The sequence below is a fragment of the Comamonas sp. F1-6 genome (assembly GCF_039581415.1).
Taxonomy (GTDB): Bacteria; Pseudomonadota; Gammaproteobacteria; order Burkholderiales; family Burkholderiaceae_C; genus Comamonas; species Comamonas thiooxydans.
The window spans coordinates 27,522-43,787 of the sequence record NZ_JBCPWN010000003.1; the positions used below are offsets into that span (position 1 = coordinate 27,522).

The following is a 16,266-nucleotide window of genomic DNA, read 5'->3' on the forward strand; positions in this document are numbered from 1 at the left end:
CAGTGCGTTCTCGCATGGTCAGCAAGCCTTCGGAGCATGATGTCCCCGCTCTCGAAGGAATTTCATGGACAAGGCCGCTTCGCTGGTCGCAGATCTGCTTGCTTTCATCGCAATGGATGACTGCACCGACGACCAGTTCAATCAACTCGCCCTGCGCCTTTTCGCCTACCAGTACGAATGCAATGCGCCGTTTCGCAGCTTTTGCCAGCGACGCGGTGCTACGCTGCGCAATGTCAGGAGCTGGCGCGATGTTCCGGCTGTGCCCATCGATGCCTTCAAGGCCATGGAGCTGCGCAGCGAGCCGCCGTCGTCCGCCGAGCGCGTATTCATGACCAGCGGCACCACGGGACGCGCTGCGCGCGGACGTCATTTCCATCCGCAGCTCGATGTCTACGACCTGTCCATGAAGCGCTATTTCGCCAGACGTTTCATGCAGGGGCTGGAGCGCATGCCCATGGGCATTCTGTTTCCCGATGAGCAGGCCATGCCCAATTCCTCGCTGGCCCACTATCTGGCCCTGGCCTGTTCCGAATTCGGCTCGGCAGGCAGCCGCTACTATCTGAACTCGGAAGGGCTGGACATGCCGGCCCTGTGTGCCGCGCTGGAAGAGTCCGAGCGCAGTGGCCAGCCGTTTGCGTTGCTGGGCGCGAGCTTCAGCCTGGTCCATGTGATGGATGCCCTGCGTGCGCAGGGCCGCAGCTTTCGCCTGCCTGCAGGCAGCCGCGTACTGGATACGGGCGGCTACAAGGGGCAGTCGCGCGAGCTGCCGCTCGAGGAGTTCTATGCCGAGCTTTCGCAGCTGCTGGGCGTGCCGCGCAGTCTGTGCATCAATATGTATGGCATGACGGAGCTGAGTACCCAGTTCTATGACGATGGCAATGCGATTCTGCCCTCGGTCAAGTCCGGTCCGCACTGGATTCGTTCGCGTCTGGTGGAGCCGATCACCGGCAGGGACGTGGCAGCTGGTGAGCGCGGCATTCTGGTGCATTGCGATCTGGCCAACTACAACGCGGTGACCACCATACTGACCGAGGATGTGGGCCTGTGGGCCGGCTCGCAGGAAAAAGACGGCTTTTTGCTGCTAGGGCGCGCCGAGGGCGCCGCCGCCAAGGGTTGCTCGCTGGCGGTTGAAGAGTTTGTGAAAGCTGCCGGCGCATGAGCAAGCAGCGCAAGGTGCAGCGTATCAAGGCAGGCTACCTGCCGGGCCTGGGCGACGACGAAGTGCAGTGGCAGACGCTGGACTTCGAGTCCCGCGACGGCCAGAGGCTGGAAGTCAGCGTGCCCGTGCTGACGGCGCCGCAGATGCAGGCACTGGCCTGCCGTGTGCGCAAGGCCGCGGCCGCCCATCTGCGCCCCATGCCGGTGGCCGAGATCATCGATGCCGTCGATCGTGCGATGGCCCGCCTGCTTGACCGTAACGACATCTACCGCCAGCAGGCCGAAGCCTGGCTGCCCGTGGTCAGCGGCTATGACGCCGATATGGTGCGGCTGGGGCTGACAGGATTTTTCAAGACCTTTCGTGCAGCGCAGCTCAAGCGCTTTGTGGCCGAGGATTTTGCCAATCCGGCGGTACTCGATGGTTTTCAACCGGCAGCCAAGGGCGGGGCCGTACGTGCTTTCGGCCCGGATCTGCTGGTGCATAGCTGGGCCGGCAACGTACCTGCGCTGTCGCTGTGGAGCCTGGTCTGCGGCTTGCTGGTCAAGGCCCCTGCGATTGGTAAGCTGGCCAGTGCCGAGCCTTTGTTTGCGGGATGGTTTGCACGCCTGCTGGCAGAGGTCCACCCGCCGCTGGCCGATTGCCTGGCCGTGGTGTGGTGGCGCGGTGCAGGTGGCGAGGAGGCCGACGCGCTCTATGCCCAGGCCGATACGGTGCTGGCCTATGGCGGCAACCAGACGCTGGATGCGTTGCGTCGTCGCCTGCCCGTGACGACGCGCTTTTTGCCCCATGGCCACAAGCTGGGCTTTGGCCTGATCGACGCGCAGGCGCTGGATACGCTCAAGGCTCCGGCCATGGCAAGGCAGGCGGCCTGGGACGTGATGCGCTATGACCAGCAGGGCTGCTACTCGCCCCATGTGTTCTATGTGCAGCGTGGGGCGCCGGTCTCTGCGCGTGCTTTTGCCGACTATCTGGCAGCCGAGCTTGCCAATCTGCAGCGACGATTTGCACGCCGCGAACTGGATCTGGAAGAAGGGGCGGCGCTGGCACGCTGGCAGCAGAACATGGAGTGGGGCGGTGAAGCACACCAGTTGCTGGGGCCTGTGGATGCGCCTTGGAGCGTGGCCTACAGCGAGAGTCTTCAGCCCTTGGCACCGACCGCGTTGTACCGCACGATTGCCGTGGTGGCCGTGGACCGGCTCGATGCCGTGCTGCCCGTGGTGGCCGCTCAGCGCGACTATCTGCAGACCGCCGGCATTGCTGCCGGCCCCGAAGAGCTGTACCGCCTGGCGGGGCTGCTGGGTGCGGCTGGCGTTACGCGTATCAGCGCCATCGGCTCCATGAGCATGCCCGAGGCGGGATGGCACCATGACGGGCGCTTCAACCTGCTGGATCTGGTGCGCATGACGGAGATCGAGCAGTCGGCAGAACTTGCGGCCCAGCCGCTGGCTGATTATGCGGATTGAGGGGGCGCGTACAGCCGTGGCATTCATGGAATTCAAGCAGGCCCGATTCAGCTACCCGGGACGAGTGCCCGTGGTGGATGGCGTGGACTGGCAGGTCGGGGCTGGAGAGTTTCACTGCCTGCTGGGGCGCAGCGGCTGCGGCAAGACCACGCTGCTCAAGCTGGCGGCTGGCCTGCTCAGGCCCCAGTCGGGGCATGTCTTGCTGCGCGGCACCGAACTGGCAGCGCCGGGGCCGCAACTGGGCTTTATGTTCCAGGCGCCGACGCTGCTGGACTGGCATACGGTGATCGACAACGTGCTGCTGCCTGTATCGCTGCAGCGCAAACTCACGCAGCAGGACCGACATGCAGCCATGCAGTTGCTGGAGCAACTGGGCCTTGCCGCCCACGCCCGGCTTTACCCTGGGCAGCTCTCGGGCGGACAGCAAAGTCGCGCGGCGCTGGCGCGAGCCCTGATTCTGGAGCCGCCGCTGCTGCTGCTCGACGAGCCTTTTGCGGCGCTGGATGCCATTACGCGTGCCGAACTGCAGGACGATTTGCTGCGCACCTGCCAGCGCCATGGCACGACGGTGCTCTTTGTTACCCACGACATTAACGAGGCTGTCTATCTGGGTGACCGCATTGCACTCATGCATGGCGGCCGCATCGTGGACGACTGGTCCGTCGAGCTGCCACAGCCGCGCCAGCAGAGCCTGCGCCATGGCGCGGCGTTCAACGACTATTGCGCGCGCATTCGCGCATCCATGGACCGGGGTGGCGCATGAACGGCCTGCTGAACAGAACACACTGGCTGTCTGCCTCGCTTTTGATAGCTGTCATCGCAATATGGGAACTGGCTGCGAGGCAATTTGGCTTGTCGGCGCTGGTGTTGCCCGGGCCCTCGGCGGTGGCGCTGTCGCTGTGGTCGGGTCTCGCGTCCGGCTATTTCTGGCCGCATCTCTGGGCTACCTTGCAGGCCTTGCTGCTGGGGCTGCTCATAGGCAGTGCCGTGGGCTTGCTGGCTGGCATGGCTCTGGCCGAGTCCGAGTTGCTGGAGCGCGTGCTCAAGCCCTATGTAGTGGTCAGCCAGGTCGTGCCCAAGCTGGCCCTGGCGCCATTGTTTGTGCTGTGGTTCGGCTTTGGCATGTTGCCGACGGTGCTGATCACGGCGCTGATCTGCTTTTTCCCATTGATGGAAAACACATTGACGGGCCTGCGGCAGGTGGATGGCCAGCGCCTGCAGTTGTTTCGCATGCTGGGCGCAACCAGGCTGCAGACCTTGCTGCGCCTGAAACTGCCGACCGGGCTGCCCGCGATTCTGGCCGGGCTGCGCGTGGCCGTCGTGCTGGCGCTGGTCGGTGCCGTGGTGGCCGAGTTCATGGGTGCAAGCCAGGGCCTGGGCGCCGTGGTCATTGCTGCCCAGGGAATGATGGACACCACGCTGATGTTTGCGGCACTGGTGCTGATCGCCGCCATGGGCCTGCTGCTGTATCAGGCCTGCCTTGTTCTGGAGCGCTATTTGCTGCGCTCTCATCACTTTTCAACCTCGCAGTCGGGCGACCGGGCCTGACTGCATCTTCAAACCATTTGTCATGCACTCCAGCAACCAGACTTCGTTCATCTCTCGCCGCAGCCTGCTCGGCGCCTGTGCAGGCCTGAGCGGCCTTGCCATGACCGGCACCAGCATGGCGGTTCCTCTGCAGGGCAAGATTCGCCTGGCCGGCTGGAGCAAGCCCATCAGCGAGATCACCAATATTCTGGTCGAGCCCGAAAAGGGTTTCTTCAAGGCGAACGGCGTGGAGCTGGCCTATCTGCCCGGAGCAGGCGGCGGCGATGCGATTCGCAACATCCTTAGCGGCCAGGCCGACGTGGCGTTTACCGATCCCGGCTCCTTCTTCATGGCTCTGGACAAGGGCGAGAAGCTGGTTGCGATCTACGACATCTATCCGCAGAACGTGTTCAATGTGGTTTCGCTCAAGTCCTCGGGCATTCGCAAGCCCGCAGACCTCAAGGGCAAGAAGATCGGTGTCTACAGCCTTGCCAGCGGCACGCGCCAGAACCTGTTGGTGATGCTGCATCAGGCCGGCCTCAAGGAGTCGGATGTGAGCATTGTCGTGACCGGCCTGTTGAACTTTGCGCCCCTGATGCAAGGGCAGGTTGACGCCACGGCCGCCACGGATACCGGTCTGGCCGTGGGCCTGCGCAAGGGCATAGGCGATGTCAATGTGATGCAGGTCAGCGACCACCTCAATATGTCCAGCGACATGTTTGTGGTGCGCGAGGAGGTGTTCCAGCAGAAGAAGGATTTGCTCAAGGCCTTCGTCAAGGGCTACCGCGAAAGCGCTGCCTGGATGATGGCGAACCCCGAGGAGGCTTCGGTGCTGGCCAGCAAATATGCCATCGACGGCACGCGTCGCGACATCAATCTGTATGTGATCCGCCTGCGTAACGCCTCTTCCATGCCGGCAGTCCAGGGCCAGCCGCTGGGCAGCTTCGATATGGCTGCGCTGCAAAAAGGCGCCGATGCCTATCGTGCGCTGGGCATGGTGCAGCGTCAGATCAAGGTGGCGGATGTGGTTGTGCCGCTGTAAATCTCCCCCCTGAGGCGCACCGTTTGGGCGGCGCCGAGCTTTGGGGAGGGGTACGACAGCATCAGTGCATGGCGCCGAGCCGCCAAGGCACTTGCTTGCTGTCTCCTGCCTGGGGCCTGTCAGTGTTTGAGCGGAAATCGTGAATATGAGTCAGTCTTCTTCAATGGGCTTGCGCGGCAAGGTGGTGCTGGTGACGGGAGCCAGCCGCGGCATTGGCGCGGCGATTGCCCTGGCGTTTGCGCGCGAGGGTGCGACCGTGGCCGTCAACTACCTGTCCAATGACGAGGCTGCAGCCAGCACCGTGGATGCCTGCCTGGCCGCGGGCAAGGACTCGGGCGGTGATGCCTGGGCGGTCAAGGCCGATGTGGGCTCGCCCGATGCGGTGCAGAGCATGGTAGACGGCATCGTGCGTGAAGCGGGGGGCATTGATATCGTGGTCAACAATGCCTTCAGGCCCTATGCATTCGATCCGGAACGCCGCAGCCGTTTTGACGATCTGCAATGGGCGGACTATCAGGCCCAGTTCGACGGGGCCGTCGGTGCAAGCTTCAATGTCTGCCGTGCGGTGCTGCCGTTGATGCGCCAGCGCGCGCGCGGCAGCATTGTCAACATTGTCAGCAATCTGGTGGAGCAGCCTGTCGTTGCCTATCACGACTACACGACATCCAAGGGGGCTTTGCTGGCCTTCAGCCGCAATCTGGCCAGCGAGCTTGGGCCAGTAGGCATCCGCGTCAACTGTGTGGCGCCCGGTCTGGTCTATCCCACGCAGGGTACGCAGGACAGCAAGGAGTCTTTTCGTGAATCGCTGATGGCGGCCACGCCGCTGCGGCGGCTGGCACGGCCCGAAGATGTGGCAGGGCCGGTGCTGTTTCTGGCGTCGGAACTCAGCGGTTTCATGACCGGGCAACTGCTGCTTGTCGACGGCGGTCTGGTGATGCGCTGAGCTGCCGGGCAGCAAGGCAAAGCCTGCCTGCCTTCTTGACCTTACTGCTTGGCGGTTGCCTGGGCGTGATCTATCGCATCGATGATGGCCACGCCGGTCTGCTGCACGCCGGGAGCGTTGAAGCCGGGGCCTGGCGTGACGGCAGGGTGGCTGAGCAGCTTCTCGGCCATGCTGGGTGGCGCGGCAGGCGCGGCGCTGGCCTGTGCTGGGGCGGGCTGCTTGGCGGCCGGCTCGGGAGCGGCTTGCTCGGTGGACTTTAGATAGTCGTTGTAGCGCTTGTAGGCCTGACGGTCGGTACGGGTCTGCTCTTGCTGCTGCGAATGCTTGAGATATTGATAGGCGACCGTGCCCAGAATCAGTGCTGCCACCAGAAACGCGGCAATAGCGGTGACGACGAGGTTTTCGTCGGAGCGCTGAGGCGATTGACGGACGGCGGTGGGCATGGGGCGGGAAGCTGGCATCTGGGAAAGCATGTCCGAGCAACCGAGACTCGGACCTGATCGGTATCTAACTGTTTTCAGCGTATCAAAAATAGCGGGTTCAGGCCTTCAGATCGGCAGCTTTTTCCAGAACTTCAGTCGGAAATGTCCAAAACCTTGGTCGTGAGCAAGTTTGTTGCGCAAAAAAGCCGGTACGCCCTGGGCGGTACCGGCTTTTGCAGCTTTGCCTGCTATCAGGCAGCGACGGCTTGTGCTTGCTCGATCTGAGCCTTGGCTGCTTCCATGGCGGCAGCCTTGGCGTCGGGGCCCATGGCCACGCCTTCGGCTCGAACGATGGTCACGTCGGTCACGCCCATGAAGCCGAAGATCACCTTCAGGTAGCTTTCCTGGTGCTCCATGGCCTGGCCCGCTTCGCTGGTGGAGTATGCGCCGCCGCGAGCGGAAGCGACGATGACCTTCTTGTCGCCGGCCAGACCCACGGGACCGGTGGCGGTGTACTTGAACGTACGGCCAGCCTGGGCGATGCGGTCCAGCCAGGCCTTCAGCTGCGAGGGGATGGTGAAGTTGTAGAAGGGGGCACCCACCACGATCACGTCAGCAGCCAGGAATTGACTGACCAGCGCTTCGGAGACGGCGTTTTCCTGGCGTTCGACTTCGGTGGCAGCGGCCTGGCCGGTGCGAAAGCCCAGAGATTGCGCGCTCAGGTGGCTGGGGGCGCTCACGGCCAGGTCCAGGTAGTCCACCTTGGCTTCGGGGTTGGCCTGCTTGAGGTTGGCAACGATATCGGCTGTCAGGGAGCGGGTAACGGAACTGGAGCCAGTGATGGAAGAGTCGATGTGCAGGATTTGCATATTGGTACCTATATCTCTAAAAATGAGTAAAAGAGCACTTCTTGCCCAGCTCAGATGCTGCGTTGCGGCAAAACAGTGATTCGTTTTGAATTGCAATGGGATAGATTGTAGATTTGTTTAGATTCGGCAATAAGTCTGCAAAAATGCGATAGATCGTTCCAAATATCAATTCAATCGAGTCCAAGGATATATGCATGGTGGATCTCAACGACATGCTGTACTTCGTCGAAGTGGTCGAGCGCGGCGGCTTTGCCGCTGCGGGGCGGGCACTGGGTATTCCCAAGTCGCGCCTCTCGCGCCGTGTTGCCGAACTTGAGGCCCACCTTGGGGTGCGCTTGCTGCAACGCACCACCCGCAAGCTGTCTCTGACACAAGTGGGGGAAACCTTTCTGCGCCATGGCCAGGCCATGCGCGATGCCGCCCTGGCAGCGTCGGATGCCGTGGCCGAAGTCCAGACCGAGCCGCGCGGCACCATTCGTGTGACCTGCCCGGTGACGCTGGCGCAGACCGTCCTGGGCGAGCTGATGCCCGAATTCCTCAAGCGCTGCCCGCTGGTGCAGGTGGAGATGCAGGTCACCAACCGCCCAGTCAATCTGGTCGAGGAGGGGGTTGATGTCGCATTGCGCGTGCGTGCCACGCTGGAGGACAGCGGCTCCATGGTCGTCAAGCGACTCGACAGCTCGCGCCAGATTCTGGTGGCCAGCCCCGATCTGCTGCAGCGCCAGGGCACGCCCAGGTCCCTGGAGGACTTGCAGTTGCTGGACAGCATGGCGATGACGGCAGTCGACGGCCATTCCAGCCTGCTGCTCGTCGGGCCCGAAGGCAAGGAGCACCGGCTGCAGCTACAGCCGCGCTATGTGGTCGATGACTTGCTGACGCTGAAATTTGCGGCCCTGGCCGGCAGCGGCATGTGCTGGCTGCCTGACTATATGTGTCAGGACGAATTGACCCGGGGCACTCTGGTGCAGTTGCTGCCGCAATGGGCACCTCCGCGCGGCATCGTGCATGCGGTGTTCCCCTCGCGGCGTGGGTTGGCACCGGCGGTGCGGCATTTCCTGGACTTCCTTGGGGAGCGCATGCCGGGCAGCAGCATCTCTGCCGTGCAAAAGGCAGCATCGGCCTCGGCGCAGCATTAGCTTCTGCCCATAAGATAACAACAAAACATTCGTTGGGATTTGGGCAGGCCTTGCCCACAATGACTGCCTTGTTATCAGATCAGGAGCACGCCGGGCTTTTTCCTCTGGCCCGGCTGGCGCTCCGAGATTACAGGAGGCAGCATGACATCCCCATTTCGCATCGTGATCGTGCCTGGCTGGCGCAACTCCGGTCCCGGCCATTGGCAAAGCCTGTGGGCTGAGCAGCTGGAAGGCGCCGTGCGTGTGCAGCAGCAGGACTGGCTGGTGCCGCACCGCGATGCCTGGGTGGCGGAGCTGGAAAGAGTCTTGCTCTCCGATGAACGTCCTGCCGTCATCGTGGCTCACAGCCTGGGCTGCATCACGACCGCGCATCTGGGCGAGGCTGCCGCGGCGCGCGTTCATGGCGCCTTGCTGGTGGCTCCTGCCGACCCCGAGCGCCGCGCCCAGCTTGCCGACTTCGCCCCCGTGCCCTATGCGCCGCTGCCCTATCGCAGCGTGCTGGTGGCCAGCAGCAATGATCCGTTCTGCCCCATTCGCCGTGCGGGCGCTTATGCCAGGGCCTGGGGCAGCGAGCTGGTGCGTTTGCAGAACGCCGGACATATCAATATCGAGTCGGGCTTCGGAGCCTGGCCGCTGGGGCTGGCATTGCTGCAGTCGCTGACCGAGCAGGGCGGCTGGAATGCTCAGGCCTCGGCCCGGCCCTTACAGGCAGCTGCACTTGCGGCCTGAAATCCCGGGGTTGTTTCTCTTTGATGCTTCTTTTTTTGATAGCTGCATGCACTTGCTGGTAGAGCGCTTACGGCTATTTTTTACCTTGAACTCGCGTGCTGTTTTATTCTTTATATTGAATTTCAGAAAAACAAAGAAAAATATATTCTTTTGAGTTTTAAGGAGTCGTTCGCACAATGTGTACATCTATACACATTGCTCAAGAAAAGGCAGCGAACCATGCATTCCGTGAAGCTCAAGACATTGTTGGCATCCATCGCACTGGCAGCAGCAGGCGCTGTCTCGGCACAGACTCAACTGCTCAATGTCTCCTATGACGTGGCCCGCGAGTTCTACAAGGATTACAACGCTGCCTTCATCGCTCATTACAAGAAGACCAAGGGCGTGGACATCAAGGTGGATCAGTCCCATGGCGGCTCTAGTGCCCAGGCCCGCGCCGTCAATGACGGCCTGGCTGCCGATGTGGTGACTTTCAACACGACCACCGATGTGGATTTCCTGGCCCAGAACGGCGTGGTCGCCAAGGACTGGAACAAGAAGTTCCCGCATGACGCATCGCCCACTACATCGACCATGCTGTTCCTGGTGCGCAACGGCAATCCCAAGAACATCAAGGACTGGTCCGACCTGGTGCGCCCAGATGTGAAGGTCGTGGTGGTCAACCCAAAGACCGGCGGCAATGGTCGCTACGCCTATCTGGCAGCCTGGGGTTCGGTGCGTGAAAAGGGCGGCACCGATGCGCAAGCGGCCGAATTCGTGCAGAAGCTCTACAAGAACGTGCCTGTGCTGGGCAAGGGCGGCCGCGATGCGACCAGCATCTTCTTGCAGCGCAATATCGGCGATGTGCTGATCACCTTCGAATCCGAAGTCGTGTCCGTGGACCGTGAATTCGGCCAGGGCAAGGTCGACGCGGTCTACCCATCGGTGAGCATCGTGGCCGAGAACCCTGTGGCTGTGGTCGAGCGCACCGTCGCCAAGAAGGGCACGACCCAGCTGGCCATCGACTATCTGCAATGGCTGTACTCTGACGAGGCCCAGGAAATCGCCGCCAAGCATGCGATCCGTCCTCGCTCCGAAGCGGTGCTCAAGAAGCACGCCGACCAGTTCAAGCCCATCAAGCAGTTCACCGTGGCCAAGTACTTCGGCTCCCTGACCGAAGCGCAGAAGGTGCACTTCAACGATGGCGGTCAGTTCGACAAGCTCTACACCCCCGGTAAATAAAGATCCCCCCTGAGCGGCCATGCCGCTTTCCCCTCTCTCGCTGCGCGGGAGGGGGCGACGCCCCAAGCGTAAGGGGCGGCCCTTGCTCGGCGTCCCTGTGGGGCGCCTGCCTGTTCATAGGCCCGGCATGTTGGCTGCAATCACTTTTTCTACATTGCCTTTTGAATATGTCCTCTGCTGCTCTAGCCCCACGCAAGGCGCGTAGTGCCAAGCGAGTGTTGCCCGGTTTCGGGTTGACGCTGGGCTACACCATTTTCTATCTGAGCATCATCGTGCTTATCCCGCTGGTAGCCCTGCTGTTCAAAAGCTTCTCATTGACCTGGGAGCAGTTCTGGACTGCGGTATCGGCGCCGGCCGTGGTCGCTTCCTACGAGCTGTCCTTCACCATGTCCTTTATTGCGGCCTGCGTGAACGTGGTGTTCGGCATGCTGATCGCCTGGGTGCTGGTGCGCTACCAGTTCCCCGGCAAGAAGGTGGTGGATGCGCTGGTCGATCTGCCGTTTGCGCTGCCTACGGCCGTGGCCGGTATCTCGCTGTCGGCGCTGTATGCGGGCAATGGCTGGATCGGACAGTACTTCGAGTCGCTGGGCATTCAGATGGCCTACAACCCCAAGGGCATCGCCATTGCACTGATTTTCATCGGTCTGCCTTTTGTGGTGCGTACCGTTCAGCCGGTGCTTGAAGACTTCGAGAAGGAGCTGGAAGAGGCGGCAACCAGTCTGGGCGCATCGCGCTGGCAGATTTTCTACAAGGTCATACTGCCGCATATCGGTCCGGCGCTGCTGACCGGTTTTGCCATGGCTTTTGCGCGCGCCGTGGGTGAATATGGCTCGGTGATCTTCATTGCCGGCAACATTCCCATGGTCTCGGAAATCACTCCGTTGATCATCATGGCCAAGCTGGATCAACACGATGTAGCCGGTGCTACGGCTGTGGCCGTGGTGATGCTGCTGATCTCTTTTGTATTGCTGCTGCTGATTAACGCACTGCAGGCATGGCAGCGCAAGGCGCAGGGAGGCCGCTGATGTCTTCGATTCACGCAGCGATTCAGGCGCTGTTTCCCAATCTGCTGCCCATCTGGGCGCATCTTTTCACCATCGTCGCCATTGCTCTGCTGGTCCTGGTCGCGCTCTACAAGATCACGGCCCCGCCCAAGAGCGCCAAGCTGGAGAAGATGACCACGACCGAGCCGCGCTGGGTGCGCTGGGTTCTGACCACAGTGGCCCTGCTGTTCATGCTGATCTTCCTGATCCTGCCGCTGCTGTCCGTCTTTGGCGAGGCGCTGCGCAAGGGCTGGGATGTCTATGTCACGTCGCTGGGCGAGCCTGATGCGATCTCGTCCATCAAGCTCACATTGATCACGGCGCTGATTGCCGTGCCCCTGAATCTGGTCTTCGGTGTGGCCGCCGCCTGGTGCATCGCCAAGTACGAGTTCAAGGGCAAGGCCTTTTTGACCACCTTGATCGATCTGCCATTCTCCATCTCGCCCGTGGTTGCCGGTCTGATGTACGTGCTGGTGTTTGGCGCCAACGGCTGGCTGGGCCCCTGGCTGGCCAAGCATGAGATCCAGATCATCTTTGCCGTGCCCGGCATCGTGCTGGCCACCGTGTTCGTGACCTTTCCCTTCATCGCCCGTGAACTGATCCCGCTGATGCAGGCCCAGGGCAGCGACGAAGAGCAGGCCGCCATTGTGCTTGGTGCCTCGGGCTGGCAGACTTTCTGGAATGTCACCCTGCCCAATATCAAATGGGGTCTGGTCTATGGCGTGATTCTGTGCAACGCCCGTGCCATGGGCGAGTTCGGTGCTGTGTCTGTGGTCTCCGGCCATATCCGGGGCCAGACCAACACCATGCCGCTGCATGTGGAAGTGCTGTATGCCGACTATCAGGCAGCAGCCGCCTTTGCCGTGGCATCGCTGCTGGCGCTGCTGGCGCTGGTGACACTGGTGATCAAGTCCCTCGCCGAATGGCGTGCCGAGCAGCAGGCCAGGGCCGCTGCCGAAGCACCGCCCGAGCGCCCAGGCCAGATCAGCCTCGCAACGAACAAAACCGCCAAGGCAGCCTGAGCTGCCCGGATCAGAACAAGAGATTCATCATGAGTATCGAAATTCGTAATGTCAGCAAGCAGTTCGGCGATTTTCAGGCCCTGCGCGATGTGAGTCTGGATATCAAATCGGGCGAGCTGATCGCCTTGCTCGGCCCATCGGGCTGCGGTAAGACCACGCTGCTGCGCATCATCGCGGGTCTGGAGACCGCCGATGTGGGCAGCATCCACTTCAGCGGTGAAGACACCACCGATGTGCATGTGCGAGACCGCAACGTAGGCTTTGTGTTCCAGCACTACGCGCTGTTCCGTCATATGACGGTGTTCGAGAACGTGGCTTTTGGCCTGCGTGTCAAGCCGCGCAAAGAGCGCCCCAGCGAGGCAGTGATCAAGGAAAAGGTCATGAAGCTGCTCAAGCTGGTGCAGCTGGACTGGATTGCCGAGCGCTATCCATCCCAACTCTCGGGCGGCCAGCGTCAGCGTATCGCACTGGCCCGTGCACTGGCTGTCGAGCCCAAGGTGCTGCTGCTTGACGAGCCCTTTGGTGCGCTGGATGCCAAGGTACGCAAGGAGCTGCGACGCTGGTTGCGCCAGTTGCACGACGAGCTGCATGTGACCTCCATCTTCGTGACCCACGACCAGGAGGAGGCCCTGGAAGTGGCGGATCGCGTGGTGGTCATCAACCAGGGCAAGATCGAACAGGAAGGCACGCCCCAGCAAGTCTGGGACAACCCCGCCACACCGTTTGTCTATGGCTTCCTGGGCGATGTGAATCTGTTCAAGGGTCGTGCCAGCGATGGCCGGGTCTATCTGGATGAGGGCATGCAACTGGACAGCAGCGATGCGCGCGGTGCCCAGGACAGCCAGGCTTTTGCCTATGTGCGACCCCATGATCTGGAAGTGGAGCGCTATTCCCCGGGCCAGAACCTCGACGCCCAGGGGCGCCCCACAGGCATCGTGGCTCAGCTTTCGCGTGCCATTGTGGTCGGCCCCATTGCAAGGCTGGAACTTATTCCCTCCGAGACCACACCAAATGCCAGCCATGCCGGGGAAGACGGGTTGATTGAAGCCCAGATTCCCGCACAGCAGTTCAAGGACATGGGTCTGCGCGAAGGTGAAACCCTGGTGGTGACGCCGCGCCGGGCCAAGGTGTTCCTGGATGAGGCGGCTGGGATTTGATACCCCCTGAGGCGCTATGCGCCTTACCCCTGCCTCTCAGGCGGGAGTCTCAGAGTCGCCGAGAGGCGGCTCTGGCTTGCAGTCTCCTGCGAGGGAGTCGTGCAGGCATCAGAGGGCGTTATCCTTGGTGCTGGCATGATTCAGAAATTTCGCAGAAAGAATATTGATGCTTCAATGGTTTGAAACCGCGCCGCGGCGCATCCTGGCGCTGATCAGCGTCGCCTGTGTGGCCATGCTGGCGTTTGGCCTTTACCTGCAGCATGTGGTGGGCCTGGAGCCTTGCCCCATGTGCATCGTGCAGCGTTATGCACTGATTTTGGTAGCTATCTTCACAGGGCTGGCAAGCTTTAGAGGCCAAAAAGGCTGGTGGATGAGCTTTGGCGTTCTGGCCCTGTTGGCCAGCGGTTTCGGTGCGTTTGTGGCGGCACGCCAAAGCTGGCTGCAGTGGTATCCACCCGAGTTTGCGACCTGCGGCCGTGACTTCTACGGAATGATCGAGCACTACTCCTTCAGCCGCTCCATTCCGATGATCTTCCAGGGCTCGGGCGACTGTGCGGCCATTGACTGGACTTTGCTGGGCGGCTCCATTGCCAACTGGTCGTTTGTCTGCTTCGTGGCGTTTTTCGTGATTCTGGCCATGCTGTTGCTCAAGGGCGTAAAGCGCTGAATCCCGGCGACATCCAAACTATGAAGCCCCGGCAAGCGTAAGCTGCCGGGGCTTTTTCATGGCTCTGAAACACTGGCCGTAGCTGTCACTCCAGCAGCTGCAGCCATGGTTTCACCATTAGAGGCTTTCCACGCTCTCGCCAACAAATGTCGGCCCCTTGCTGCCGGGCACCCAGCCCGGATAGGTTTCCATGACTTCGGCAAACAGGGCCGAGTCAATCCAGCGCTGCAGCCAATGCTGCAGATGAGGCCAGGGCTGCTCGTTCCACTGCGCCTCGTCAATGCGCGCGTACTGGCGCACAAAGGGGCGCAGTGCCATATCGGCCAGACTGGGGTTGAGGCCGAACAGATAGCCGGTTTCCTCGAGCTGATCGTTCAGTGCCGACAGCCAGGTCAGCGCGTCGGCTTGGGCCTGGTTCACGGCCTCGGCATCGTGGCGCTCGGGGTATTTGCAGCGATCAAGAGCCTGTTTGAAGAAGCCGTCGTTGCGCTCGATCAGAGCCAGCATGTCCTCCAGGCTGCCATGCGTGGGTTGCAGCCAGCCATCGGGGTCGTTGCCGCGCAGCGCATGCAGCATCACCTCCAGGCTCTGATCAATGACTTTTCCATCCTGCAGCACCAGCACTGGCACCGTGCCCTTGGGCGATGCGTCGAGCAGTGCCTGTGGCTTGTTGCGCAGATTGATTTCACGCAGTTCGCACGCCAGGCCCGCATGGGCCAGCGCCAGACGGGCGCGAATGGCATAGGGGCAGCGACGGAAGGAGTACAGGACGGGCAGGGTGGCGGCGGCAGTCAAGGCAGGTATCTGATGAGATGAATGAAACCAAAGCGCCATGGCGCTTGCTGGGCGTGTACTGTACCTCTTGCCCTGAAGCCATGCAGACCTGTGCGGCTTAGATGTTTTGGAGCACTCACGGATTGATAGCTTGAAACGATTGGAGTGAAACGGTTTTAGACATTAAAGAGCGCTGGTTTCAGTCGGTTTGCAACTGGGTCATCAGCCATTGTCTGAAGGTTTGCAGGGCGGCACTGGCCTGACGCGATTTGAGATAGGTCAGCCAGTAGGCGCCGGTGTCGACCTCATGGGCAAAAGGGCGCACCAGCCGGCCTTGTTGCAGCATGTGCTCGAACATGCGTGCGGGCAGCAGGGCAATGCCTGCGCCCTGAGCGGCGGCCTCGGCCAGCGTCAGCGAAGAGTCGAACATGGCTCCACGCGCCAGCGGGGCAGCCTGGTCAAGGCCGGCAAACCAGCCTTCCCATTCCTGCGTGCGGTAGGAGCGCAGCAAGGTTTGCCGAGCCAGGTCGGCGGGCTCGCGCAGCTGTTGTGCCAGCATGGGGGTGCACATGGGCGAGAGCGGCGCGCGCAGCAGCATCTGCGCGTGCGTGCCATGCCAGGCACCGTCGCCAAAGCGCACGGCGGCGTCCAGTCCTTCGCCAGCCAGATCCACGCGATTGTTATTGGTCAGCAGCCGAAGATCTATGTAGGGGTGCAACTGCTGGAACTGGCTCAGCCTGGGGATCAGCCAGCCTATGGCAAAAGTGCCGACCACGCCCACGGTCAGAATTTCGCGTGGTCGTGGCTCTGCCACCTGCTGCAGCGATTGCTCTATGCGCTCAAAGCTCTGTGCCACCACGGGCCACAAGGCCTGGCCTTCGTCGGTCAGGGCCAGGCCGCGCGGCAGGCGGCGAAACAAAGGCTTGCCCAGGCGCTCTTCGAGATTGCGGATGTGCTGGCTGACGGCGGCCTGCGTCACGTGCAGCTCCTGCGCGGCGCGAGTCAGGCTCTGGTGACGGGCGGCCGCGTCAAACATGCGCAAGGCGTTCAGTGGTAGCTGCATATCTCAAACAAGATAAAAGTTTTTCTAAT

17 protein-coding genes are annotated in these 16,266 nt (G+C 61.8%); 13 read left to right on the top strand and 4 right to left on the bottom strand.

The annotated features are described in order from the left end of the window. The first annotated feature begins 64 nt into the window (after nt 1-64). The 6 genes from AAIL66_RS04045 (at nt 65) to AAIL66_RS04070 (ending at nt 6,134) form a co-directional block, all read left to right on the top strand. A complete protein-coding gene (locus AAIL66_RS04045; RefSeq protein ID WP_034352027.1) occupies nt 65-1,159 on the top strand; it encodes a long-chain-fatty-acid--CoA ligase in 1,095 nt (364 codons plus the stop codon). After that, nucleotides 1,156-2,622, top strand: a complete 1,467-nt coding sequence (locus tag AAIL66_RS04050) for an acyl-CoA reductase (RefSeq protein ID WP_343496065.1) — start codon at nt 1,156-1,158, stop codon at nt 2,620-2,622. Before AAIL66_RS04045 ends, AAIL66_RS04050 begins: the two co-directional genes overlap by 4 nt. A 25-nt stretch (nt 2,623-2,647) precedes the next feature. Beyond that, nucleotides 2,648-3,385, top strand: coding sequence for an ABC transporter ATP-binding protein (locus AAIL66_RS04055; protein ID WP_343496066.1), 738 nt, complete (start codon nt 2,648-2,650; stop codon nt 3,383-3,385). Next, nucleotides 3,382-4,170 (top strand): ABC transporter permease, encoded by a 789-nt coding sequence (locus AAIL66_RS04060; protein ID WP_343496067.1) that lies wholly within the window; start codon nt 3,382-3,384, stop codon nt 4,168-4,170. Before AAIL66_RS04055 ends, AAIL66_RS04060 begins: the two co-directional genes overlap by 4 nt. Before the next feature lie 22 nt (nt 4,171-4,192). Continuing rightward, a complete protein-coding gene (locus AAIL66_RS04065; protein ID WP_343496068.1) occupies nt 4,193-5,191 on the top strand; it encodes an ABC transporter substrate-binding protein in 999 nt (332 codons plus the stop codon). Between the two features lie 145 nt (nt 5,192-5,336). Continuing rightward, the gene (locus tag AAIL66_RS04070) at nt 5,337-6,134 is read left to right on the top strand and encodes an SDR family oxidoreductase (protein ID WP_063661040.1); all 798 of its coding nucleotides are present in this window, start codon (nt 5,337-5,339) and stop codon (nt 6,132-6,134) included. Between the two features lie 41 nt (nt 6,135-6,175). Here the strand turns inward: AAIL66_RS04070 and AAIL66_RS04075 are convergent, their stop codons facing one another. Both AAIL66_RS04075 and AAIL66_RS04080 read right to left on the bottom strand, forming a co-directional pair. Further along, nucleotides 6,176-6,577 carry a hypothetical protein gene (locus tag AAIL66_RS04075; protein WP_059440181.1) on the bottom strand — a complete coding sequence of 134 codons (402 nt, stop codon included), beginning with the start codon at nt 6,575-6,577 and terminating at the stop codon, nt 6,176-6,178. Nucleotides 6,578-6,807: 230 nt separating this feature from the next. Beyond that, entirely contained in the window at nt 6,808-7,425 is a 618-nt protein-coding gene (locus AAIL66_RS04080; protein ID WP_003067966.1) for an FMN-dependent NADH-azoreductase, read from the bottom strand. A gap of 194 nt (nt 7,426-7,619) precedes the next feature. Between AAIL66_RS04080 and AAIL66_RS04085 the strand changes: the two genes are divergently transcribed. The 7 genes from AAIL66_RS04085 (at nt 7,620) to AAIL66_RS04115 (ending at nt 14,400) form a co-directional block, all read left to right on the top strand. After that, entirely contained in the window at nt 7,620-8,561 is a 942-nt protein-coding gene (locus tag AAIL66_RS04085; RefSeq protein ID WP_003067965.1) for a LysR family transcriptional regulator, read from the top strand. Between the two features lie 141 nt (nt 8,562-8,702). Then, nucleotides 8,703-9,290 carry an alpha/beta hydrolase gene (locus AAIL66_RS04090; RefSeq protein WP_034352047.1) on the top strand — a complete coding sequence of 196 codons (588 nt, stop codon included), beginning with the start codon at nt 8,703-8,705 and terminating at the stop codon, nt 9,288-9,290. 219 nt (nt 9,291-9,509) lie between these two features. Beyond that, the gene (rpsI, locus tag AAIL66_RS04095; protein WP_045838987.1) at nt 9,510-10,511 is read left to right on the top strand and encodes a 30S ribosomal protein S9; all 1,002 of its coding nucleotides are present in this window, start codon (nt 9,510-9,512) and stop codon (nt 10,509-10,511) included. Nucleotides 10,512-10,678: 167 nt separating this feature from the next. After that, on the top strand, nt 10,679-11,536 hold the full coding sequence (gene cysT, locus AAIL66_RS04100; protein WP_034352054.1) for a sulfate ABC transporter permease subunit CysT: 858 nt from the start codon (nt 10,679-10,681) through the stop codon (nt 11,534-11,536). Next, the gene (gene cysW / locus AAIL66_RS04105; protein ID WP_034379617.1) at nt 11,536-12,576 is read left to right on the top strand and encodes a sulfate ABC transporter permease subunit CysW; all 1,041 of its coding nucleotides are present in this window, start codon (nt 11,536-11,538) and stop codon (nt 12,574-12,576) included. The genes cysT and cysW overlap by 1 nt, the downstream gene beginning before the upstream one ends. Nucleotides 12,577-12,605: 29 nt before the next feature. Beyond that, complete coding sequence (locus tag AAIL66_RS04110) at nt 12,606-13,733, top strand: sulfate ABC transporter ATP-binding protein (RefSeq protein WP_003055644.1); 1,128 nt, start codon at nt 12,606-12,608, stop codon at nt 13,731-13,733. Nucleotides 13,734-13,896: 163 nt separating this feature from the next. Continuing rightward, nucleotides 13,897-14,400 (top strand): disulfide bond formation protein B, encoded by a 504-nt coding sequence (locus AAIL66_RS04115; protein ID WP_172415194.1) that lies wholly within the window; start codon nt 13,897-13,899, stop codon nt 14,398-14,400. A 117-nt stretch (nt 14,401-14,517) separates the two neighbouring features. Here the strand turns inward: AAIL66_RS04115 and AAIL66_RS04120 are convergent, their stop codons facing one another. Beyond that, the gene (locus AAIL66_RS04120; RefSeq protein ID WP_045838985.1) at nt 14,518-15,234 is read right to left on the bottom strand and encodes a glutathione S-transferase; all 717 of its coding nucleotides are present in this window, start codon (nt 15,232-15,234) and stop codon (nt 14,518-14,520) included. Nucleotides 15,235-15,373: 139 nt separating this feature from the next. Then, nucleotides 15,374-16,237 (bottom strand): LysR family transcriptional regulator, encoded by an 864-nt coding sequence (locus tag AAIL66_RS04125; protein ID WP_003067957.1) that lies wholly within the window; start codon nt 16,235-16,237, stop codon nt 15,374-15,376. Nucleotides 16,238-16,266: the final 29 nt, after the last annotated feature.